The sequence below is a fragment of the Variovorax sp. V213 genome (assembly GCF_041154455.1).
Lineage (GTDB): Bacteria > Pseudomonadota > Gammaproteobacteria > Burkholderiales > Burkholderiaceae_C > Variovorax.
The window spans coordinates 1,170,563-1,190,274 of the sequence record NZ_AP028664.1; the positions used below are offsets into that span (position 1 = coordinate 1,170,563).

A 19,712-nucleotide genomic window follows, 5' to 3' on the forward strand; every position below is an offset into this window, starting at 1 on the left:
GGCTGGCCTCAGTCGCGGTCGCGATCGATGCCGAAGGCGCGCAGCTGGGCCGCCAGCCGTTCGTACTCGGCCGCATCCAGCGCCACCAGCGGCGGCCGCACCCGCATCCAGCCCGGCGCATCGTCGAGGGCAGCCATCAAGCCCTTGAAGGCGGCCGTCAATCCGTAGCCGCCGAGAATCTTGAGGAGGTCCAGCACGCGCTGCTGGTCGACCTGGGGCTGCGTGGAGCCTCCGACCAGGCGCTGCACGAGGCGCGGCATCACATTGGCGATGCCGCTGACGGCGCCGAGGCTGCCGCGTGCGGCCATCGTCTGAAGGTCCGGCTCGTTGCCTACCCACACCTGCATCGGCGGCATGAACGCCTCGGCGTAGGCCAGCGAATCCTCGCGCTTGCAGCCGCTGTCCTTCAGGCCCACGATTGTCTCCGGGTACAGCGTCTTCAGCGTACGGATCACGTGGTGGCTCAGCCCCACGCCCGCCACCTGCGGGATGTGATACAGCACGATGCGCAGCCGCGAATCGGCGACGCCGTCGATGATCCATCGGTAGGCGTCGATCACTCCCTGGTCGGGAACGCCCTTGAGGAAGAAGGGCGGCAGCAGCAGGCAGCCGTAGGCGCCCAGCTCCACCGCATGCCGGGTCAGCGCGAACGCATCCGGCAGCGCGGCACAGCTGGTGGAAGCCAGGATGCGCCCGGCAGGCACGCCGTGGGCGACCAGGCCGGCCAGTGCATTCATCCGTTCGCTCACGCTGAAGGACGGGCCTTCGCCGGTCGTGCCGAAAGGCGTCACGCCGGTGCAGCCGGCGTCGAGCAGGCGCAACGCGTGCGCGGCGAAGCGGGGGGTGTCGATGCCGAGCTTCTCGTCGAGCGGGGTCAGCAGGGCGGGCCAGATGCCGGTGTAGGGAACGGTGGAGGGGGTGTTCAAGATCGGGCTTTCGAAGATGAAGGGTTGGGGACAAGGAAGACGAAGTGCGTTTCAGCCCTCGGCGCCAAAGTGCGCGTCGAGTTGCTGATGGGCCGGCAGGCCGACGATGCGGGTGAAGTCGGCATAGGCGAGCGAGGGCACGTCGCGCGGCGTGCCGTCCCGCCGCAGGCGGGCCAGCGCCTGCTCGACGGCCAGCGCAGCGCTGAACAGGGCCGTCACTGCATACAGCACCACGGCGAAGCCCATGCCCTGCAGGTCGGCTGCGCTCAGAGCGGTGGTTTCGTTGCCGTCGACGATGGAGACGATCTTCGGCCCGGGCAGGCGCCTGGCCACGGCCTCCACCTCGGCGATCTTCTTGATGCCGTCGACGAAGACCAGGTCGACGCCCGCGTCCTGCCAGCGCTTGGCGCGCGCCAGCGCCTCGTCGATGCCGGCGGCGGGCAATGCGTCGGTGCGCCCGATGATCAGCATCGGGTCGCTGCCGCGCGCGGCCACCGCGCAGCGCAGCCGGCGCTCGTTCTCGCGCGCGTCGATCAGCCGGATGCCGGCCATCTGGCCGCAGCGCTTGGGCGCCACCTGGTCCTCGAGGTGAATGGCGGCCACGCCGGACTGGACGTACTCGCGCACGGTGCGCTCGATGTTCGACGGGCCGCCGTAGCCGGTGTCGGCATCGGCGATCACCGGCACGCCGACGGCACGCACCATGTCGCGTGCGTGGCCGGTCATCTCGGTCTGCGTCATGAGGCCGATGTCGGGCTGGCCCAGCCGCGATGCGGTAGCGCCGAAGCCGGTCATGTAGATGGCCGGGAAGCCGGCGCGCTCGATCTGGCGCGCACTCAGCGCGTCGTAGGCGCCGGGCGCCTGGACGATGGGGCCGGCGGCGAGCAGCGCCTTCAGGGACAGTGCGGGATGCGAGGCCATGGCTTCAATTCATCATGAGGCCGCCGTCGATGTTGATCGACTGGCCCGTCATGTAGTCGGCCGCCTGCGAGGCGAGGAACATCGCCAGGTCGGCCACGTCGTCGGGGGTCTGCGCGCGGCCCATCGGCACGGCGGCCACGCGCTGCTGCCACGCCTGGCCTTGCGGCACGCCTTGCAGTGCGGTCCAGTCGCGGTCCATGCGCTGCCACATGTCGGTCTCCACCAGCCCGGGGCAGATCGCATTGACGGTGATCTGCGGCGCGAAGGTGATGGCCGCCGACTGGGTCAGGCTGATCACCGCCGCCTTGCTGGCGCGGTAGTGCGGTATCACCGCCGCGATCGGGCCGGCGCCGCTGCGCCCGGCGATGGAGGCCATCAGCAGGATCTTGCCGCGCGGCCGGCCTTCGGCGAGCGGCGGTTGCGCCAGCATCTGCCGCGCCGCCGCCTGCAGCGTGAGGAAGCTGCCCTTCACGTTGACGCCGAGCATGCGGTCCCAGTCGCTGCCGTCCAGCTCGAGCAGCGGCTTGAGCTGCATGATGCCGGCGTTGCAAACCATCACGTCGAGGCGGCCGAATTCAGAGGCCGTGCGCTCGACCAGCGCGGCGCAATGCTCGGCGCGCGTCACGTCGGCCGGCACGCCCAGCGTTTGCAGTTCGTCCGCCGCGGCCGCGCAGGACGCGGCATCGATGTCCGAAACGACCACCCGGGCGCCCTGTGCATGGAAGGCCCGTGCCAGCGCCCGGCCGATGCCCTGGCCGGCCCCGGTGATCGCCACCACCGGCCCTTCGCAGGCGGTCTGCCTCATGGCGCCGCCTTGCGTTTCAACGCCTCGCCCGCGACGTAGGTGCGGTTCCACACCGGCGAGATCACCAGCTCGTTGATGCACACGTGCGGCGGCATCTCGGCGATGAAACGGATCGTGCGCCCGAGGTCGGCCTCCTGCAGCATGCGCGCCTTGTCCGCCTCGCTGGGCTGCACCGGCCGCTTCTTCAGGATCGGCGTGGCGACTTCGCCCGGACACAGCGCGGTCGCGCGCAGGCCGTTGACGCATTCCTCGATGTTGAACGAATGCGTGAGCGCCATCAGCGCGGCCTTGCTGGCGGTGTAGGCCGGGCCGGTCATGTACTCGTAGTGCCAGCCCGCGAAGGAGGCGACGTTGATCACTGTGCCCTCTCGGCGCGCGCGCATGCCCTTGGCCACCGCCAGCGTGCAATAGGTGGCGCCGTTCAGGTTGACGGCGACCACCTGCTCGAACGTGGGCGCGTCGGTTTCGCACCAGTACCGCTTGGGAAAATTGATGCCTGCGCTGTTGACCAGGATGTCGACGCGGCCGAGCTCGGCCTCGATCCTCCGCGCCACCTCCGCGACGGCCGCCGCATCCGCCACGTCCAGCGGCGCGGCCGTGATGGCGCCGCGCGGCGCGCCCAGGCGCTCGGCCGCTTCGACGGCTGCGTCGAGTTTGGGCGCCTTGCGCCCGGAGATGACGACCCTGCAGCCGGCTCGTGCCAGATCGGTCGCGCCGGCCAGTCCGATGCCGCTGCCGCCGCCCGTGACCCAGGCGACTTTTCCTGAAAGACTCATCGCGGGATCCTTCACCTCAGTTGCTGGAACGAATGCGCTTGAGTTCGGAGGTGACCATGGTGATCGCCTCGTCGCCGATGGCCTTGGCATGGCGCTCGTAGATCACGCTCGAGCGCTCGCGGATGCGCTGCATCTCGGCCGGCGCGATCTCGTTGACCGTCATGCCCTTTGCCTTCAGGTTGTCCACGCTGCGCGCTTCCATCGCGCGGTTGGCGCGGCGCTGCTCGTCGCGGCCCTGCAGTGCGCATTCGCGCAGCGTGGTCTGCTCCTGCGGCGAGAGCGTGTCCCAGATCTTCCGGGAGAACAGCACCAGTGTGGGGCTGTACGCGTGCTTGGTCAGCGTGAGGTATTTCTGCACCTCGTAGAACTTCATGTTCTCGATGTTGGTGAAGGGGTTCTCCTGGCCGTCCACCGTCTTGGTCTCGAGCGCCGAATAGACCTCGGTGAAGGCCATCGGCACGGCGTTGCTGCCCAGGGTCTTGAAGGTGTCGAGGAAGATGGTGTTCTGCATCACGCGCATCTTCACGCCCTCGAAATCCTCCACCTTGTTGATCGGCCGCTTGGAATTGGTCGTGTGGCGAAAGCCGTTTTCCCACCAGGCGAGGTTGACCAGCCCGACCGCCGGCAGCTTGGCGGCGAACCAGTCGCCGGTCTTGCCGTCGAGCACCTTGTCGGCCTCGCTGGAGGTATTGAAGAGAAAGGGAAGGTCGAACACGCCCAGTTCCGGCACGATGGAGACCACCGGTGCGGTCGAGGTGATCACCATGTCCAGCGAGCCCGTGCGCACGCTCTGCGTGCTGGTGAGGTCGCTGCCGAGTGCGCCGTCCCAGAAGGGCTGGATCTTCATCTTGCCGCCGCTCTTCTCGAGCGTGCAGGCGCCCATCTTCGCAAGGCCGTTGCCCATCGGGTGCTCCTTGCTCACGCCGTTGGAGACGCGGAAGCTGCGCTCCTTGAACTGGGCCTGCGCGGCACCGGCGGCCAGGCCGGCCGCCAGGGCCACGGCGAGCAGGCGGGAAAGACGGGGTTGAATCGGCATCGTATGTCTCCTGGTTGTATTGAAAAATCAGCTCAGCCACTTCAGCGGCACCAGCACCAGCGCCGGGAACAGCACCAGCAGAAGCAGCACGAAGAGTTCGGCCCACAGGAAGGGCCACAGACCGCGCATCAGGTCCTTCATCGAGATCTTGGCCACGCCGCACATCACGTTGAGCACGATGCCCACCGGCGGCGTGATCAGGCCGATGGCGTTGTTCATGATGAACAGCACGCCGAAGTACACCGGGTCGATGCCCGCCTGCTTGACCACCGGCATGAGCACGGGCGTGAGGATCATCAGCGTGGGTGCGAAGTCAAGCGCGGTGCCAACGATCACCACGATGACCATGATCACGAACATCAGCAAGATCTTGTTGCCCATGAAGGGCTGGAGCATCGCGGCCACCTGCGACGGCACATCGGAGGTGGTGATCAGCCAGGCCGACACCAGCGCCGCCGCGATCAGGAACACCACCACGGCGGTGCTCTTCGCCGCCGACACGAGGAGGCCATAGCACTGGCGCAAGTTCAGTTCGCGATAGACGAAGGCGCCGAGCACGAAGGCATAGACGCAGGCCGCGACGCCGGCCTCGGTGGGCGTGAAGATGCCGAACTTCAGGCCGCCGATGATCCCCAGCGGCATCAGGAGCGCCCAGAAGCCGTCGACCGCGGCGCGGCCGCGCGCGGCCATCGTCTGGCGCGGCTGCACGATCACCTTGTCGCGCCGCGCCACCCACTGCCAGGCGATCACCAGCGAAACCCCCATCAGCAGCCCCGGTGCGATGCCGGCCAGGAACAGCTTGCCGATCGAGACGTTGGCGATGACGCCGAACACGATCAGTCCGATCGACGGCGGGAGCACCGGCGCGATCACGCCTCCGGCAGCGATCAGCCCGGCCGAACGCGGCACGTCGTAGCCGGCCTGGCGCATCATCGGGATCAGCATCGCCCCGATGGCCGCGGCGTCGGCGGCCGCACTGCCGGAGATGGCCGCCATCACCACCGAGGCGAAGATCGCCACCAGGCCGAGCCCGCCGCGCAGGTGGCCGACCCAGGCCAGCGCGAAGTTGACGATGCGCCGCGAAATGCCGCCGGCGTTCATCAGCTCGCCGGCCAGCATGAAGAAAGGAATCGCCAGCAGCGGAAAGCTGTCGGCGCCCTCCACCAGTTTCTGCGACAGGATGGTGGTGTCGATCTGGCCCTGCGACACCATCAGCGCACCGCCGCAGATCAGCAGGGCGAACGCGATCGGCGTGCCCAGCATCATGGCGCCGAGCAGCGAAAGCGTGAAGACGGCGATCGTCATGGCCGAGCTCCGGGGTGGGCCGTGTCGTGCGGTATCTCCTCGCTCTCGGTCACCTGCACCAGTTCGTCGTCGCGCAAGCGGCCACTGGCAATGCGCCACAGCGCGTGCAGCGCATGGGCGCCGATGGCAAGGCTGGTCAGGTAGCCGACGCCGAAGACCCAGATCATCGAGATCTGCGTGACCGGCGCCTTGGTGGTGGCATTGACCTCGTGCTGCTGCCAGGTGCCCCAGAACAGCATGGCGCAGCAGACCAGCACGATCGCCTGGCTGGCAGCCAGGCAGGCCAGCTTGCCGCGCCGCGACAGCCGGCTGACGAAGCCGTCCATGCCGAGGTGTGCGCCGTCGCGCATCGCGACGATGGCGCCGATGAAGGTGAGCCAGACGAAGAAGAAGCGCGACAGTTCTTCCGACACCTGGATGCCCGAGTTGAAGGCGTAGCGCAGCACCACGTTGCCGAACACCATCAGCACCATGCCCAGCAGCAAGGCCGCGAGCAGGGCCTCGGTGGCCTTGAACATCCGGTCGATGAAGGTGCTGGCCACGGTCAGATCACCTTGCCGGGGTTGAGCAGGCCCGTGGGGTCGAGGGCGGCCTTCAGCGTCTTCATCAGCGCGATCTCCTCGGGGCTGCGCGCATGGCCGAGCCAGCGTTTCTTCGCGGTGCCGATGCCGTGCTCGGCCGACACCGTGCCGCCGAACTCGCGCACCAGGCCGTAGATCACTTCGTCCATCGCGTCCTTGGGCTGGTGCTCCACGGAGAGGCCGGAAACCCACGCCACCAGGTGCAGGTTGCCATCGCCGATGTGGCCGTAGTAGACGCTCTCGCAGCCAGGGATGCGCGCGGCCAGCGCCGCCTTGCAGGCGCGCACATAAGCGTCCATCGACTTCACGGCGAGACCGACGTCATAGGAAACGTGCGGGCCCAGCGTGGGAAAGAACTCGGCACAGGCATCGCGCAGCGCCCAGAACGACTGCGTGTCGGCCACCGACTGCGCCACCGCCGCGTCGGCCAGCGCGCCGTCTTCCATCAGCCGCTCGAGCCAGCGCTGGAAGCGCGGGCCGTCGATCGCCTCGTCGGTGCCCTGCACTTCGACGAGCACGTAGTGCCCGTGCCCTGCGCCGCCGGCCACGCCGGTCAGCGGATCGCGCACGCCCACCCGCTCGGTCACCACCTGCCAGTAGTCGGGCCACATCACCTCGAAGGCCGAGAGCAAAGGCCCCAGGCCGCCGCGCGCGGCACCCAGCAGGCGCACCACGCCGTCGTAGTCGGGCAGGGCGCACAGCGCCGACAGCGTGCAGCCCGGCTGCGGATGCAGGCGCAGCACGATGCGGGTGATGATGCCCAGCGTGCCCTCGCTGCCGATGAACAGGTGCTTGAGGTCGTAGCCGGCGTTGTTCTTCAGCATCTTGTTGAGGCTGGTCATCACGGTGCCGTCGGGCAGCACGACCTCCAGGCCGAGCACCAGTTCGCGCGCCATGCCGTAGCGGATCACGCGGTTGCCGCCCGCATTGGTCGACAGGTTGCCGCCGATGGCGCAGGAGCCGCGCGCGCCCAGGTCGAGCGCGAAATAGAAGCCGGCCTCGGCCGCCGCGCGCTGCACCAGCTCGAGCGGCGTGCCGGCAAGCACCGTCATCGTGGCGCTGGCGGGGTCGATCTCCTCGATGCCGACCATGCGCTCCAGCGACAGGGCCACCCAGCCGTCTTCGGGGCGGGCGCCGCCGCACAGGCCGGTCAACCCTCCCTGGGGCACCACCGAGAGGCCGGCAGCGCGGCAGGCCTTCAACGCCGCGGAAACGCCTGCCGCATCGACCGGGCGGACCACCGCTAGCGGGTGTGTCGGCGGCTGGGTGCTCCAGTCGTTGCGGTTGCGCTGGGGCACAGCCTCGCCGATCAGCACGCAAGTCTCGCCGAGGGCATCGCGCAGTGCGAGCAGGGGCTGTGGCACAGCCGCAGGGGACACAAGAGACATGGCCATCCGTTCGAAGAAAGTTGGCGGTATCATCTTGTATGTAAGGTACTAGGACATCGGTATTTGCACCGACTTCCGTTTGCCGGCGCTGGTCGGCTATAAGCAACCCGGTCGTTTCCGCCCAGTCTCAACAGTCCATTGCGCCGTGCCACCAACCACCCGATTCAAGATCGAAGCCCCCAAATCACTCGCGTCCCAGGTGGCGCAGCGCCTGCGCGAAGCCATCATCGACGGCGAATTTGCCTTGGGCGCGATGATTCCGGAGGAGTCGCTCGCGACCTCGTTCGGCGTCAGCCGCACGCCGGTGCGCGAGGCGCTGAACCTGCTGCAGCTGGCGGGACTGGTGGTGATACGGCCGCAGCGCGGCAGTTACGTGTTCGAGCCCAGCGAGGCCGACATCACGGCGATTTGCGAATTCCGCTGCCTGCTGGAGCCGCGCGCGGCCGAACTCGCGTACCAGAACGCGCGCGACGCCGCGGCCGCGGCACTGCAGGCGGCGATCGACGAGATGGAAGAGGCGCGCGCGGCGCGCGACGCGGTGCGCTATGGGCGTGCCGATACGCGGCTGCACGAGGCCTTCTTCGAACACTGCGGCAACCCGTACATGCAAGCCGCCTACGCCACCGCGGCGACCAAGATCGCGGCGCTGCGCACGCACCTTTCAGCGCCGGCCGATGTGCTGCACACAGCGGGCTTCGAGCAGCACTCGCAGCTTCTCGCGCTGTTCCGTGCCGGCGATTTCGCCAAGTTCGAAAAGCTGATGCGCGCCCACGTCACCGGCACGCGCAACAGCTATGTCGCCAGCCTGAAGACGCGGACCGCCGCGTAAGAAAAGCTCAGGCCAGCAGGTCGCTCAGCGTGCGCGCAATCACCTTGGTGGCGCGGCGCAGGTCTTCGAGCACCACGCGCTCGTCGTTGCGCTTGGCGTGCGACTCGAGCACGGTGCGCGGCCCCGCGCCGTAGATCACGCCCGGAATGCCGGCTTCTCCGTAGAGGCGCACGTCGGTGTAAAGCGGCGTGCCCATGGCCTTGATCGGCTCGCCGAACAGTTCCTGGCCGTGCTTCTGGATGGCATCGACCAGCGGCTTGTTGCCAGCCAGCGGCTGCATCGAATTGGCGAGCAGCAGGCGCTTGATCTCCACCGTGATGCCGGCGCTCTCGGCGGCCGCATCGGCGATCACCTTGCGGATCGTCGCCTCGACCTCGACCGGGTTCTCTTCGGGGATCATGCGGCGGTCGAGCTTGAACACCACCTTGCCGGGCACCACGTTGGTGTTGGTGCCGCCTTCGATGCGGCCCACGTTGAGGTAGGGGTGCGTGATACCTTCGACCTTCGACGTCACCTGCTGGTAGAGCGTGTTCTGTGCGTAGAGCGCATTGAGGATCTTCACCGCGCCCTGCAAGGCATCGACCCCGGTCGTCGGAATGGCCGCGTGGGCCATCTTGCCGTGCACCGTCACTTCCATCTGCAGGCAGCCGTTGTGGGCCGTGACCACCTCGTAGCTGAAACCGGCCGCGATCATCAGGTTGGGCCTGGTGAGGCCTTGCTTGAGCAGCCAGCCCGGGCCGAGGATGCCGCCGAATTCCTCGTCGTAGGTGAAGTGCAGTTCGACGCTGCCCTTGGTCGGCTTGGCCGCGGCTTCGAGCGCGCGCAGCGCGAAGGTGAAGCTCGCGAAATCGCTCTTGCTCACGGCGGCTGCGCGGCCGTAGAGGCTGCCGCCTTCGATCTCGCCGCCATAAGGGTCGTGCGTCCAGCCGTCTCCAGGCGGCACCACGTCGCCGTGCGCGTTGAGCGCCACGGTGCGGCCGCCGCTCCCGTATTGGCGGCGCACGATCAGGTTGGTGAGCGATTCGAGGCCGTAGTCCTTCACCTCCTGTGCCGGCACGGCATGCTTCTCGGCCTCAAGGCCGAAATCTTTCAGCAGCTCGGCCGTGCGCTCGGCATGCGGCGCGTTGTTGCCGGGCGGCGTGTCGGTGGGCACGCGCACCAGTTGCTGCAGGAACTGCACTTCCTCGTCGAAGTGGGCGTCGATCCAGGCGTCGAGCTTGGCGTAGTCGGTCATGTTTTTTCTTTTCAGTGAGCTTGTTCGGCGGCGAGGTTGTCCAGCAGGTGCTGGAAGGCCTGCACGGCCAATTGAATGTCGTCGTTGGTGCTCGATTCGAGCGGGTTGTGGCTGATGCCCGAGTTGATGCCGCGCACGAAGAGCATGGCCTGCGGCATCACCTCGTGCAGCTTCATCGCATCGTGGCCGGCGCCGCTGGGCATGCGGAAGAGCGGAATGCCCAGCGCATCGACGGCCTTCTCCCAGCGCTGCTGCCAGGCGGGCGCGCTGGGCGCGGCGGCGGCGCGCATGGTCTCCTCGAGCTCATAGCGCACGCCGCGGCGCTCGCAGATGGCTTTCAGTTCGTCGACCACGTCGGTGGCAAGCGCATCGCGCTGGGTGTTGTTGGGCGCGCGCAGGTCGAGGCTGAACTTGCAGCGGCCCGGCACCACGTTGATCGAGCCGCTGGGCACTTCGAGCATGCCCACGGTGCCGACCGAGTCGCCGTCTTTCGCGGCGCGCTGCTCGGTGTACAGAATGAGTTCGGCCGCCGCGGCGGCCGCGTCGCGGCGGCGGTCCATCGGCGTGGTGCCGGCGTGGCTGGCCATGCCGATCACTTCGCCCACGTAGCGCACGCTGCCGTTGATGGAGGTGACGATGCCCAGCGGCAGGTCGAGTTCGGTGAGCACCGGCCCCTGTTCGATGTGCACCTCGACAAAGCCGAGGTAGCGCGCCGGATCGCGCTGGATCTTCGGAATGTCTTCCGGCCTGAGGCCCGCGTTCTGCATGGCCTCGCGCATGGTGACGCCGTCGGCATCCTTCTGGTCGAGCCAGCGCGGGTCGAAGTGGCCGATGAGTGCGCCCGACCCTAGAAAGGTGGCCTTGTAGCGCTGGCCTTCTTCTTCGGCAAAACCCACCACCTCGAAAGCGAAGGGCAGGCGCCTGCCTTGGCGCTTGAGCTCGCGAACGCAGGCCATCGGCACGAAGATGCCCAGGCGGCCGTCGTACCTGCCGCCGTTGCGCACGGTGTCGTAGTGCGAGCCGGTGAGGAGGGCCTTCGCATCGGGCGTGACGCCAGAACCTTCGATGAAGCCTGCGGCTTCATAGCGGCCCACCACGTTGCCGACCGCATCGATGTGCACCGAGTCGAAGCCGCACTCGCGCATCAGGCCGGAGATCTGCGCGGCACAGGCGCGGTGCGCGTCGGTCAGGTAGGTGACGGTGAGCTGGCCCTTTTCGGCATAGCCGGGATCGGTGTGCACCGAGAGCGCTTCCTGCCAGTCCCACACGTCGTTGCCGAGCGAGATGTTGGCGCCGAACTTGTCGTCGAGCCGGATCTCGGCAATGCGATGGATGTTGCGCAGCGCTTCGCCGAGCTCGAAGGCCGGGTGGTTGAACAGCCGGCGCTCGAAGGTGTCGATGATCTCGCGTTTGGACAGGCCCGTGCCGCGCGGCCCGCGCACCGCGAGGATGAACGGAAAGCCGAACTTCGCGTTGTAGTCGGCGTTGAGCTGCTGGATCTTCGCGAACTCGTCGGGCGTGCAGTCGGTCAGGCCGGCCTTGCTTTGCTCGTTGGTCGATTCGGCGGTCAGCGTCTTGCTCACCATGGCCTTGCCCGCGAGTTCGGGGTGGGCGCGAATCAGGCCGATCTGCTCATCGGCCGACGACGCGGCCAGCGCCTGCACCAGCGCATGCTTGAGGTGCGCGAGCGAGCGGAAGGGGCGTGCGGCCAGTGCGCGCTGGGCGATCCAGGGCGAGTGCTCGTAGATGCCGTCGAGCAGCGCGACGGCTTCGGCCGGCGCGGCTGCGTTGAGTTGTTCGATGGTGAGGCTCATGGTCAGCTTCCTTTGGTGGCCGTTTCGAACGGATGGGCCTGCTTCCAGTGGCGTGCGATGTCCAGGCGCCGGCAGACCCACACGCCGTCGTGCTGGCCGATGTGATCGAGAAAGCGCTGCAGCGCCGTGATGCGGCCGGGCCGCCCGAGCAGCCGGCAGTGCATGCCGATGCTCATCATCTTGGGGCTGTTGTCGCCTTGCGGATCGCCTTCGGCATAGAGCGCGTCGAAGGTGTCTTTCATGTACTGGAAGAACGGGTCGGCGTGCGAGTAACCCTGCGGCAGCGCAAAGCGCATGTCGTTGCAGTCCAGCGTGTAGGGGACGATGAGCTGGGGCACCACCGTGCCGTCGGTCTTCTGCACCTTCATCCAGAAGGGCAGGTCGTCGCCGTAATAGTCGCTGTCGTATTCGAAGCCGCCGTAGTCGGCCACGAGGCGGCGCGTGCGCGGGCTGTCGCGGCCGGTGTACCAGCCCAGGGCTCGTTCGCCCGTGAGCTTCTCGATGGCTTCCATGCCCAGGCGCATGTGCTCGCGCTCGGTGGCCTCGTCGAGGTTCTGGTAGTGGATCCAGCGCCAGCCGTGGCAGGCGATCTCGTGGCCCAGCTCCTTGAAGGCCGCGGCCAGCTCGGGGTAGCGCGCGAGCGCCATGCCCACGCCGAAGACGGTGAGCGGCAGGCCGCGCTTCTCGAACTCGCGCAGGATGCGCCACACGCCGGCGCGCGAGCCGTATTCGTAGATGCCTTCCATGCTGATGTGCCGGTCCGGGAAGCTCGCCGGGTTGAACATCTCGGAGAGGAATTGTTCGGAGCCCGCGTCGCCGTGCAGCGTGGCGTTCTCGCCGCCCTCTTCGTAGTTGAGGACGAACTGCACCGCGATGCGCGCGCCGCCGGGCCATTGGGCGTGCGGCGGGTTGCGGCCGTAGCCGACGAGGTCGCGCGGGTAGGGCAGGGTGGTGTCGTAGACGGTCATATCAAGAGCGATCGTGTCAGGTGGTCGCGGCTCATTCGGGAAACACCGTGGAACCGGCTTTGCCGGGCCACTGGTGTTGCCCCCTTGAGGGGGAGGCGGCTACACGAAGTGAGCAGCAACGGGGGTGGGTCATGACAGCGCCAGCGAGATGTCGTTGGTCGGAACTTTGCGGTCGAAGGTCAGGTTGGCCTCGACGTGCTCCAGGTGTTCGGTCATGAGGCGCACGGCGCGCTCCTCGTCGCGCGCGGCCAGCGCCTTCACGATGTCGGCGTGCTCGTCGTTGGAATGCTCGGCCGCGCTGGCGCTCTGGTACATGAGCGTGATGAGGGCGCAGCGCGAGATGAGTTCGCCGAGGATCTGCGCCAGCACCGTGTTGCCCATGAGCTCGGCCATGCGCACGTGGAAGTCGCCGAGCAACTCGGTGCGGCCCGAGATGTCTTCGCCCGACACGGCCGATTTTTCGAGCGCCACATGCTCCTTGAGCGCCTTGATCTTCGCGGGCGTGACGGTGCGCACGAACTCGCGCGTCATCTCGGCTTCGAGCATGCGCCGTACCTTGAACACCTGCCTGGCCTCGTCGACCGCGGGTGCGGCCACGAAGGCGCCGCGCGCCGGCTCCAGGCGAATGAGCTTGTTCTGCGACAGCTGGAACAGCGCCTGGCGCACCAGCGTGCGCGACACTCCGAAGTGGTCGGCCAGCTTTTGCTCAGCCAGCTTGGTGCCGGGCTGCAGCCGGTGCTCGACGATCGCCTTGGTCAGCGCGTCGACGATCGAACGGGTGGTGGAGGACTCCATGTTTTTCATGATAGACCCAAAGCCGGTAACTGTATACACTTTTGTCCACCGGAATTTCCCGCACGATTTTTGTTCTGATGAAGGAGCGCCCCATGGGCCTGAGCACCCACGTACTCGACACGATGCACGGCGGCCCCGCGGCCGGCATGGAGGTGGCGCTTTACACCACCCAAGGCGACGCCGCCACGCTGGTGAAGCGCTTCACGCTGAATTCGGACGGCCGCAGCGACGGGCCGCTCTACGACAACGACTCGCTCAAGGTCGGCACCTACCGGCTGGTGTTCGACGTGGCGGGTTATTTCAAGGCGCGCGGCGTGAAGCTGCCCGAGCCCAATTTCCTCAATAAGGTGTCGCTGGACTTCGGCGTGGCGCACACCGACCAGCACTACCACGTGCCGCTGCTCGTGACCCCGTGGAGCTATTCCACCTACCGCGGGTCGTGATCGCTGGTCCCGTCCTCATGCGGCGACGCATGTGTGCGCGAAGACCGGGGGTGAGCCTGTTATTGCTGCCCTTCGGTCAGGGTGTCGAGTTGGAAGCGCCCGCTCTTGTCCCAGAGCCAGGTGTCGGTCCACGTGACCGCACCGAGGCGCGTGGCGGGAGGGAAGGGCGAGGCCTGCAGGACGGCGCGCTCGATTTCGGCGATGACCTCGGGGGCGTGCTTGGGTGCGCGCATCCAGTGCAGCGACACCACCTTGCCGCCGGCATCGAGGTTGACCTGCAGCGTGCCGACGGCATAGAGCATGGGCGGCAGCTGGCCGCTGAAGATGCGGGACTTGTTGGCCTCGTAGATGTGGCGCGCGGCATCGCGGCGGTACTCGCGCGCGGTGGCTGCGTTCGATCCGCGCGGCACGGCAGCGATCACGCTCCGTTCGGCCTTGACCTCGCTGATCTGACCGGGAACGGCGGCAGGGCTCCCGCAGCCGGCGAGCCAGAGTGCGGCAGAAAGAACGGATGCCGCCAATGCAAGGCGGCGCGGCGTAAGCTGACGGTTCATCGTCGGGTTATACCGTGAGTCTCGTGCAAACCCGCAACCGAAGGTATCGGAAATGAACGGCTTGGTCGATCAACTGCTGGCCCGTCTCGCGCGCGAAGACGCAGTGCTGGTGCGCGTCGAATCGACGCAGGGCTCGGCGCCGCGCGAGGCAGGCACCTGGATGGCGGTGTGGGCCGAAGGACTCACGGGCACCATCGGCGGCGGCCAGCTCGAATTCCAGGCCACGCAGGAGGCGCGCGAATTGCTCGCCGGCCAGCGCGCGATCGACGGCATCCAGCGCTATCCGCTCGGCCCGAGCCTGGGCCAGTGCTGCGGCGGCGTGGTGTTTCTCGCCTATAGCCGCATCACGTCCGCCGATGCGGCGGCGTTGCAGCGCGAACTGGTCGCGCAGCTCAAGCCGGTGGCGCTGTTTGGCGGCGGCCATGTGGGCGCAGCGTTGGCGCGGCTTCTGGCCAGCCTGCCGTTCACCGTGCGCTGGATCGACAGCCGCGACGGCGTGTTCCCCGAGGCGCTGCCCGCGCAGATCGACACCGAGCATTCCGAGCCCGTGCAGGACGCCGTGGCCAGCCTCTCACCGGGCAGCCGGGTGCTGATCATGAGCTTCAGCCACGCCGAAGACCTGGACATCGTCATCGCCTGCCTCAAGCGCCTGCGCACCCAAGGCGACCTGCCGTACATCGGCCTGATCGGCAGCAAGACCAAATGGGCCACGTTCAGCCACCGGCTCGAGGCGCGCGGCTTCACGCCCGAAGAGCTGGCCCGCATCACCTGCCCCATCGGCGTGCCCGGCATCACCGGCAAGGAGCCTGAAGTGATCGCAGTCGCGGTGGCGGCACAGTTGTTGCAATCGCTGGGCTGAACAGGGTTTTCCCGGCGGTGACGCCCCAAAAAAGCATTCCGCCTCTTGCCAAAACTGTATACACTTTCGGTCCACAACAAGCCGCAGCGGAGCGAGGCCCATTCCATGGAGCCTGCGTTCGCGGCACTTTCTCTGCTTACAGCGCCCGCAGTGGTGAGCAGGCTGAAACCCCTTTGCGGCGCCCCACGCGCCTGAAGGGTTGAGAGAGAGCACATGGAAAGCTACTACCTCGACTGGGCCAACCTGCTGCTGCGCTGGGTCCACGTCATCACCGCCATCGCCTGGATCGGCGCCTCCTTCTACTTCGTGATGCTGGACAACAGCCTCGAGAAGCCGCAGGACCCCGAATCGCTCGACAAGGGCGTGGGCGGCGAGCAATGGGCCGTGCACGGCGGCGGCTTCTACAACATGCAGAAGTACGCGCTGGCGCCCAGGAAGCTGCCGGACCACCTGCACTGGTCATATTGGGAGAGCTACAGCACCTGGCTCACGGGCTTTGCGCTCTTCACCATGTCGTACCTGTGGAACGCCAGCACCTACCTGATCGACAAGTCGAAGATGGACTGGCAGCCCGGCGCCGCCATCGGGGTGGCGCTGGCTTTCTTCGTCGTGTTCTGGATGGTCTACGACGGCATCTGCCAGCTCTTCGGCCGCCGCAAGAACGGCGACACCATCGTCGGCGTGCTGATCGCCGTCTTCATCGTGTTCGCGACCTGGCTCGCCTGCCAGTGGTTCGCGGGCCGCGCGGCCTTCTTGCTGGTGGGCGCCATGATGGCCACCACGATGAGCGGCAACGTGTTCTTCTGGATCATTCCGGGCCAGCGAAAGAACGTGCAGGCGCTGCGCGAAGGCCGGCCGGTCGATCCGGTGCACGGGCAGCGCGGCAAGCAGCGCAGCGTGCACAACACCTACTTCACGCTGCCGGTGCTGTTTGCGATGCTCAGCAACCATTACAGCTTCACCTACACGCACAAATACAACTGGATCGTGCTGCTGCTGATCATGCTCGGCGGCGCGGCCATCCGGCAGTTCTTCGTGGTGCGCCACCGCTTCAAGCTCGGCAACGCGGGCAATCCGCTGCCCTACGCGCTGATCGGCATCGTGGTGCTGGGCCTCAGCATCGTCTGGATGAAGCCCGAGCCGGCCGCCGCCCCCGTGGCCGCCGCCGCGGCGCCCGCCGTCGCCTACAAGGACGTGCAGAAGGTGCTGGAGCAGCGCTGCTTCATGTGCCATGGCGCGGCCGTGCAGATGAAGAACGTGCGCGTCGACACGCCCGACCAGGTGGCGGCGCATGCGCAAGCGATCTACCAGCAGGTCGTGGTGACCAAGATCATGCCGATGAACAACGCGACGGGTATCACCGACGACGAGCGCGCCCTGATCGGCCGCTGGTTCCAAGCCGGCGCGAAGACAAACTAGACCGCGGTCAAGGAGGCGGGCCGCCGTTCGCCGCACAATCGCCGGTTGGAGACAAGCAAGCCATGACCGCATCGAACCTGGCCTCAGTGCCCGCACCCGACCCGCGCGAAGCCCCGCGCGCCTTTCTCGAACACCTCTACCGCGTGGCGGTGGACCGCGCGCTGCCGCTGTCCACGCTGGGCGCCCACCTGCCGCCGCCGCCCAAGGGCCGCACGCTGGTGCTCGGCGCCGGCAAGGCCGGCGGCTCGATGGTGCAGGCGCTCGAAGCCCTGTGGCCGGCCGATGCGCCGCTGTCGGGCCTGGTCGTCACGCGCTACGACCACATTCCGCCACGCCCCGAAGGCGTGCCGCAACGCATCGAGCTCGTCGAGGCCGCGCATCCGGTGCCCGACGCAGCGGGGCAGCAGGCCGCGGAGCGCATCCTGGCATTGACCCAGGGCCTCACGGCCGACGACCTTGTGCTGTGCCTGATCTCGGGCGGTGGCTCTTCGCTGCTCGTCTTGCCGGCCGAAGGCCTCACGCTGGCCGACAAGCAGCGCATCAACAAGCAGCTGCTCGACAGCGGTGCCGGCATCGGCGAGATGAACTGCGTGCGCAAGCACCTGTCGCGCATCAAGGGCGGCCGGCTGGCCGCGGCCTGTGCGCCAGCGCGCGTGGTGACGCTCACCATCAGCGACGTGCCGGGCGACGACGCCGCCGTCATCGCGAGCGGCCCCACGGTGCCCGACGCGACCACCTGCGCCGATGCGCTCGCCATCCTCGAGCGCTACGGCATCGAGGTGCCTGCGCCGGTGCGCGCCCAACTCGAAAGCGCAGCGCTCGAAACCCCGAAGCCGGGCGACGCGGTGTTCGCGGGCCACGAAGTCCACCTGATCGCCACGCCGCAGCAATCGCTCGAAGCCGCGGCCAAGGCGGCGCGTGAAGCCGGCATCGAGGCGCACATCCTCAGCGACGAGATCGAAGGCGAATCGCGCGAGGTCGGCAAGGTGCATGCCGCGCTGGCGCGCGCCGTGGCGCACCGGGGCCAGCCCTTCGCGCGGCCCTGCGTCATTCTTTCGGGCGGCGAAACCACCGTCACCATCCGCCCGCGCCAGCCTGGCCAGGCCAAGGGCCGCGGCGGCCGGGCCGGCGAGCTTTGCATGGGGCTGGCCGGCGCGCTCATGGGCCAGCCGCGGGTGTGGGCGCTGGCCGCCGACACCGACGGCATCGACGGCGTGGAAGACAACGCCGGCGCCTTCGTGGCGCCAGACACGCTGGCCCGCGCCGCCGCTGCGGGCAAGAAGCTGTCGGACCACCTCGACCGCAACGACGCCTACGGCTACTTCGACGCCATCGGCGATCTGTTCGTGACCGGCCCCACGAACACCAACGTCAACGACTTCCGCGCGCTCCTGATCCTGTAGCGGCAGGAGGGGCCGGATTCCCGGCTCCGGCGGGCTTCGCGAACTCGGGTTAATCTATGCACCCGGCGGCAAATTGCCGCCGCTGTCGCAAGGCGCACCCTCCGGGGTGCCGCGCCGCGCATCCAGATTTCCCCCTTTTCACCATCCAGTCCTCGAAGGAAAAGTTCGCCATGACCGCCACCTACACCGACACCCGCCTGCTGATCGACAACGAATGGGTCGACGCCACTGGCGGCAAGACGCTGGACGTCGTGAACCCGGCCACCGGCAAGGCCATCGGCAAGGTGGCGCATGCCAGCATCGCCGACCTCGATCGCGCCCTGGCCGCCGCCCAGCGCGGCTTTGAAAAGTGGCGCAACACCCCCGCCAACGAGCGCGCCGCCATCATGCGCCGCGCCGCCGGCCTGATCCGCGAACGCGCCCCCGAAATCGCCAAGCTGCTCACGCAGGAACAAGGCAAGCCGCTGGCCGAAGCCAAGGGCGAAACGCTGGCCGCCGCCGACATCATCGAATGGTTCGCCGACGAAGGCCGCCGCGTCTACGGCCGCATCGTGCCCTCGCGCAACCTGGCTGCACAGCAGCTGGTGATCAAGGAGCCGCTGGGTCCCGTCGCCGCGTTCACGCCCTGGAACTTCCCCATCAACCAGATCGTGCGCAAGCTCGGCGCAGCGCTGGCCACCGGCTGCTCGTTCCTGGTGAAGGCGCCCGAGGAAACCCCGGCATCGCCCGCCGCGCTGCTGCAGGCTTTTGTCGATGCCGGCATTCCGCCCGGCACCGTGGGCCTGGTGTTCGGCAACCCGGCCGAGATTTCGAACTACCTGATCTCGCACCCGATCATCCGCAAGGTGACCTTCACGGGTTCCACGCCGGTCGGCAAGCAGCTGGCCGCGCTGGCCGGCTCGCACATGAAGCGCGTCACCATGGAGCTGGGCGGCCATGCGCCGGTCATCGTGGCCGAAGACGCCGACGTGGCGCTGGCCGTCAAGGCAGCGGGTGCCGCCAAGTTCCGCAATGCGGGCCAGGTCTGCATCTCGCCCACCCGTTTCCTGGTGCACAACAGCCTGCGCGAGGAATTCGCCCGCACGCTCGTGAAGTACACCGAAGGCCTGAAGCTCGGCGACGGCCTGGCCGAAGGCACGACCCTCGGCCCGCTCGCCAATGCGCGCCGCCTCACGGCCATGGCCCACGTGCTGGACGATGCGCGCAAGAAGGGCGCCACCGTGGCCGCCGGCGGCGAACGCGTCGGCGACACGGGCAACTTCTTCGCACCCACCGTGCTGACCGACGTGCCGCTCGATGCCGACGTGTTCAACAACGAACCCTTCGGCCCCATCGCGGCGATCCGCGGCTTCGACACGCTCGAGGAAGCCATTGCCGAAGCCAACCGCCTGCCGTTCGGCCTGGCCGGCTACGCCTTCACCAAGTCGATCAAGAACGCGCACCTGCTGAGCCAGAAGCTCGAGCTCGGCATGCTGTGGATCAACCAGCCCGCAGCGCCCTCGCCCGAAATGCCGTTCGGCGGCGTGAAGGATTCGGGCTACGGCTCCGAAGGCGGCCCCGAGGCACTCGAGGCCTACCTGAACACCAAGGCCGTGTCGATCATGAGCGTGTAAGGCGCCGAGCCTGATCTGCCCCGTTCTGGGAAGGCGGCATCGC

At 67.8% G+C, this 19,712-nt stretch carries 19 protein-coding genes; 6 read left to right on the top strand and 13 right to left on the bottom strand.

What is annotated here, in order from left to right; translation table 11 throughout:
* Positions 1–8 precede the first annotated feature (8 nt).
* The 8 genes from ACAM55_RS05730 to ACAM55_RS05765 are packed head-to-tail and all read right to left on the bottom strand — an operon-like array spanning position 9 to position 7,744.
* Positions 9–926, bottom strand: coding sequence for a dihydrodipicolinate synthase family protein (locus tag ACAM55_RS05730; protein WP_369655080.1), 918 nt, complete (start codon positions 924–926; stop codon positions 9–11).
* A 51-nt stretch (positions 927–977) separates the two neighbouring features.
* Entirely contained in the window at positions 978–1,847 is an 870-nt protein-coding gene (locus tag ACAM55_RS05735; protein WP_369655081.1) for an oxaloacetate decarboxylase, read from the bottom strand.
* Between the two features lie 4 nt (positions 1,848–1,851).
* Positions 1,852–2,652, bottom strand: a complete 801-nt coding sequence (locus ACAM55_RS05740; RefSeq protein ID WP_369655082.1) for an SDR family NAD(P)-dependent oxidoreductase — start codon at positions 2,650–2,652, stop codon at positions 1,852–1,854.
* Positions 2,649–3,428 carry an SDR family oxidoreductase gene (locus tag ACAM55_RS05745; RefSeq protein ID WP_369655083.1) on the bottom strand — a complete coding sequence of 260 codons (780 nt, stop codon included), beginning with the start codon at positions 3,426–3,428 and terminating at the stop codon, positions 2,649–2,651. The genes ACAM55_RS05740 and ACAM55_RS05745 overlap by 4 nt, the downstream gene beginning before the upstream one ends.
* A gap of 16 nt (positions 3,429–3,444) precedes the next feature.
* Entirely contained in the window at positions 3,445–4,464 is a 1,020-nt protein-coding gene (locus tag ACAM55_RS05750; RefSeq protein ID WP_369655084.1) for a TRAP transporter substrate-binding protein, read from the bottom strand.
* A gap of 27 nt (positions 4,465–4,491) precedes the next feature.
* On the bottom strand, positions 4,492–5,769 hold the full coding sequence (locus ACAM55_RS05755; protein WP_369655085.1) for a TRAP transporter large permease: 1,278 nt from the start codon (positions 5,767–5,769) through the stop codon (positions 4,492–4,494).
* Positions 5,766–6,311 (bottom strand): TRAP transporter small permease, encoded by a 546-nt coding sequence (locus ACAM55_RS05760; RefSeq protein ID WP_369655086.1) that lies wholly within the window; start codon positions 6,309–6,311, stop codon positions 5,766–5,768. Before ACAM55_RS05760 ends, ACAM55_RS05755 begins: the two co-directional genes overlap by 4 nt.
* A 2-nt stretch (positions 6,312–6,313) precedes the next feature.
* Positions 6,314–7,744: an FAD-binding oxidoreductase gene (locus ACAM55_RS05765; RefSeq protein ID WP_369655087.1), complete on the bottom strand. Its 1,431-nt coding sequence runs from the start codon at positions 7,742–7,744 to the stop codon at positions 6,314–6,316.
* 139 nt (positions 7,745–7,883) lie between these two features.
* On the opposite strand from ACAM55_RS05765, the gene ACAM55_RS05770 reads away from it, so the two are divergent.
* Entirely contained in the window at positions 7,884–8,567 is a 684-nt protein-coding gene (locus ACAM55_RS05770) for a GntR family transcriptional regulator (RefSeq protein WP_369655088.1), read from the top strand.
* A gap of 7 nt (positions 8,568–8,574) precedes the next feature.
* Here the strand turns inward: ACAM55_RS05770 and ACAM55_RS05775 are convergent, their stop codons facing one another.
* From ACAM55_RS05775 to ACAM55_RS05790, 4 genes are all read right to left on the bottom strand, one after another.
* Positions 8,575–9,801 carry an ArgE/DapE family deacylase gene (locus ACAM55_RS05775; RefSeq protein ID WP_369655089.1) on the bottom strand — a complete coding sequence of 409 codons (1,227 nt, stop codon included), beginning with the start codon at positions 9,799–9,801 and terminating at the stop codon, positions 8,575–8,577.
* Between the two features lie 11 nt (positions 9,802–9,812).
* Positions 9,813–11,615: a 2-oxo-4-hydroxy-4-carboxy-5-ureidoimidazoline decarboxylase gene (uraD, locus tag ACAM55_RS05780; RefSeq protein WP_369655090.1), complete on the bottom strand. Its 1,803-nt coding sequence runs from the start codon at positions 11,613–11,615 to the stop codon at positions 9,813–9,815.
* 2 nt (positions 11,616–11,617) lie between these two features.
* Positions 11,618–12,583, bottom strand: coding sequence for an allantoinase PuuE (gene puuE, locus ACAM55_RS05785; RefSeq protein ID WP_369655091.1), 966 nt, complete (start codon positions 12,581–12,583; stop codon positions 11,618–11,620).
* A 129-nt stretch (positions 12,584–12,712) separates the two neighbouring features.
* Positions 12,713–13,387: a GntR family transcriptional regulator gene (locus tag ACAM55_RS05790; RefSeq protein ID WP_369655092.1), complete on the bottom strand. Its 675-nt coding sequence runs from the start codon at positions 13,385–13,387 to the stop codon at positions 12,713–12,715.
* An 83-nt stretch (positions 13,388–13,470) separates the two neighbouring features.
* Between ACAM55_RS05790 and uraH the strand changes: the two genes are divergently transcribed.
* Positions 13,471–13,821 carry a hydroxyisourate hydrolase gene (gene uraH / locus ACAM55_RS05795; protein ID WP_369655093.1) on the top strand — a complete coding sequence of 117 codons (351 nt, stop codon included), beginning with the start codon at positions 13,471–13,473 and terminating at the stop codon, positions 13,819–13,821.
* A 59-nt stretch (positions 13,822–13,880) separates the two neighbouring features.
* On the opposite strand, the gene ACAM55_RS05800 is transcribed toward uraH, so the two are convergent.
* Complete coding sequence (locus ACAM55_RS05800) at positions 13,881–14,375, bottom strand: hypothetical protein (protein ID WP_369655094.1); 495 nt, start codon at positions 14,373–14,375, stop codon at positions 13,881–13,883.
* Positions 14,376–14,427: 52 nt separating this feature from the next.
* Between ACAM55_RS05800 and xdhC the strand changes: the two genes are divergently transcribed.
* From xdhC to ACAM55_RS05820, 4 genes are all read left to right on the top strand, one after another.
* Entirely contained in the window at positions 14,428–15,234 is an 807-nt protein-coding gene (gene xdhC / locus ACAM55_RS05805) for a xanthine dehydrogenase accessory protein XdhC (protein WP_369655095.1), read from the top strand.
* Between the two features lie 213 nt (positions 15,235–15,447).
* Positions 15,448–16,653, top strand: a complete 1,206-nt coding sequence (locus tag ACAM55_RS05810) for a urate hydroxylase PuuD (RefSeq protein WP_369655096.1) — start codon at positions 15,448–15,450, stop codon at positions 16,651–16,653.
* 62 nt (positions 16,654–16,715) lie between these two features.
* Positions 16,716–18,056: a glycerate kinase gene (locus ACAM55_RS05815; RefSeq protein ID WP_369655097.1), complete on the top strand. Its 1,341-nt coding sequence runs from the start codon at positions 16,716–16,718 to the stop codon at positions 18,054–18,056.
* A 170-nt stretch (positions 18,057–18,226) separates the two neighbouring features.
* Complete coding sequence (locus tag ACAM55_RS05820; RefSeq protein ID WP_369655098.1) at positions 18,227–19,669, top strand: NAD-dependent succinate-semialdehyde dehydrogenase; 1,443 nt, start codon at positions 18,227–18,229, stop codon at positions 19,667–19,669.
* The last annotated feature ends 43 nt before the right edge of the window (positions 19,670–19,712 follow it).

Excerpts from the sequence above, each read along its gene's own strand:
- ACAM55_RS05745 (WP_369655083.1), bottom strand. The coding sequence starts at position 3,428 with ATGAGTCTTTCAGGAAAAGTCGCCTGGGTCACGGGCGGCGGCAGCGGC.
- xdhC (WP_369655095.1), top strand. The coding sequence starts at position 14,428 with ATGAACGGCTTGGTCGATCAACTGCTGGCCCGTCTCGCGCGCGAAGAC.
- ACAM55_RS05735 (WP_369655081.1), bottom strand. The coding sequence starts at position 1,847 with ATGGCCTCGCATCCCGCACTGTCCCTGAAGGCGCTGCTCGCCGCCGGC.
- uraH (WP_369655093.1), top strand. The coding sequence starts at position 13,471 with ATGGGCCTGAGCACCCACGTACTCGACACGATGCACGGCGGCCCCGCG.
- ACAM55_RS05740 (WP_369655082.1), bottom strand. The coding sequence starts at position 2,652 with ATGAGGCAGACCGCCTGCGAAGGGCCGGTGGTGGCGATCACCGGGGCC.
- ACAM55_RS05800 (WP_369655094.1), bottom strand. The coding sequence starts at position 14,375 with ATGAACCGTCAGCTTACGCCGCGCCGCCTTGCATTGGCGGCATCCGTT.
- ACAM55_RS05765 (WP_369655087.1), bottom strand. The coding sequence starts at position 7,744 with ATGGCCATGTCTCTTGTGTCCCCTGCGGCTGTGCCACAGCCCCTGCTC.
- ACAM55_RS05775 (WP_369655089.1), bottom strand. The coding sequence starts at position 9,801 with ATGACCGACTACGCCAAGCTCGACGCCTGGATCGACGCCCACTTCGAC.
- ACAM55_RS05815 (WP_369655097.1), top strand. The coding sequence starts at position 16,716 with ATGACCGCATCGAACCTGGCCTCAGTGCCCGCACCCGACCCGCGCGAA.
- ACAM55_RS05790 (WP_369655092.1), bottom strand. The coding sequence starts at position 13,387 with ATGAAAAACATGGAGTCCTCCACCACCCGTTCGATCGTCGACGCGCTG.
- puuE (WP_369655091.1), bottom strand. The coding sequence starts at position 12,583 with ATGACCGTCTACGACACCACCCTGCCCTACCCGCGCGACCTCGTCGGC.
- ACAM55_RS05755 (WP_369655085.1), bottom strand. The coding sequence starts at position 5,769 with ATGACGATCGCCGTCTTCACGCTTTCGCTGCTCGGCGCCATGATGCTG.
- uraD (WP_369655090.1), bottom strand. The coding sequence starts at position 11,615 with ATGAGCCTCACCATCGAACAACTCAACGCAGCCGCGCCGGCCGAAGCC.
- ACAM55_RS05750 (WP_369655084.1), bottom strand. The coding sequence starts at position 4,464 with ATGCCGATTCAACCCCGTCTTTCCCGCCTGCTCGCCGTGGCCCTGGCG.
- ACAM55_RS05820 (WP_369655098.1), top strand. The coding sequence starts at position 18,227 with ATGACCGCCACCTACACCGACACCCGCCTGCTGATCGACAACGAATGG.
- ACAM55_RS05810 (WP_369655096.1), top strand. The coding sequence starts at position 15,448 with ATGGAAAGCTACTACCTCGACTGGGCCAACCTGCTGCTGCGCTGGGTC.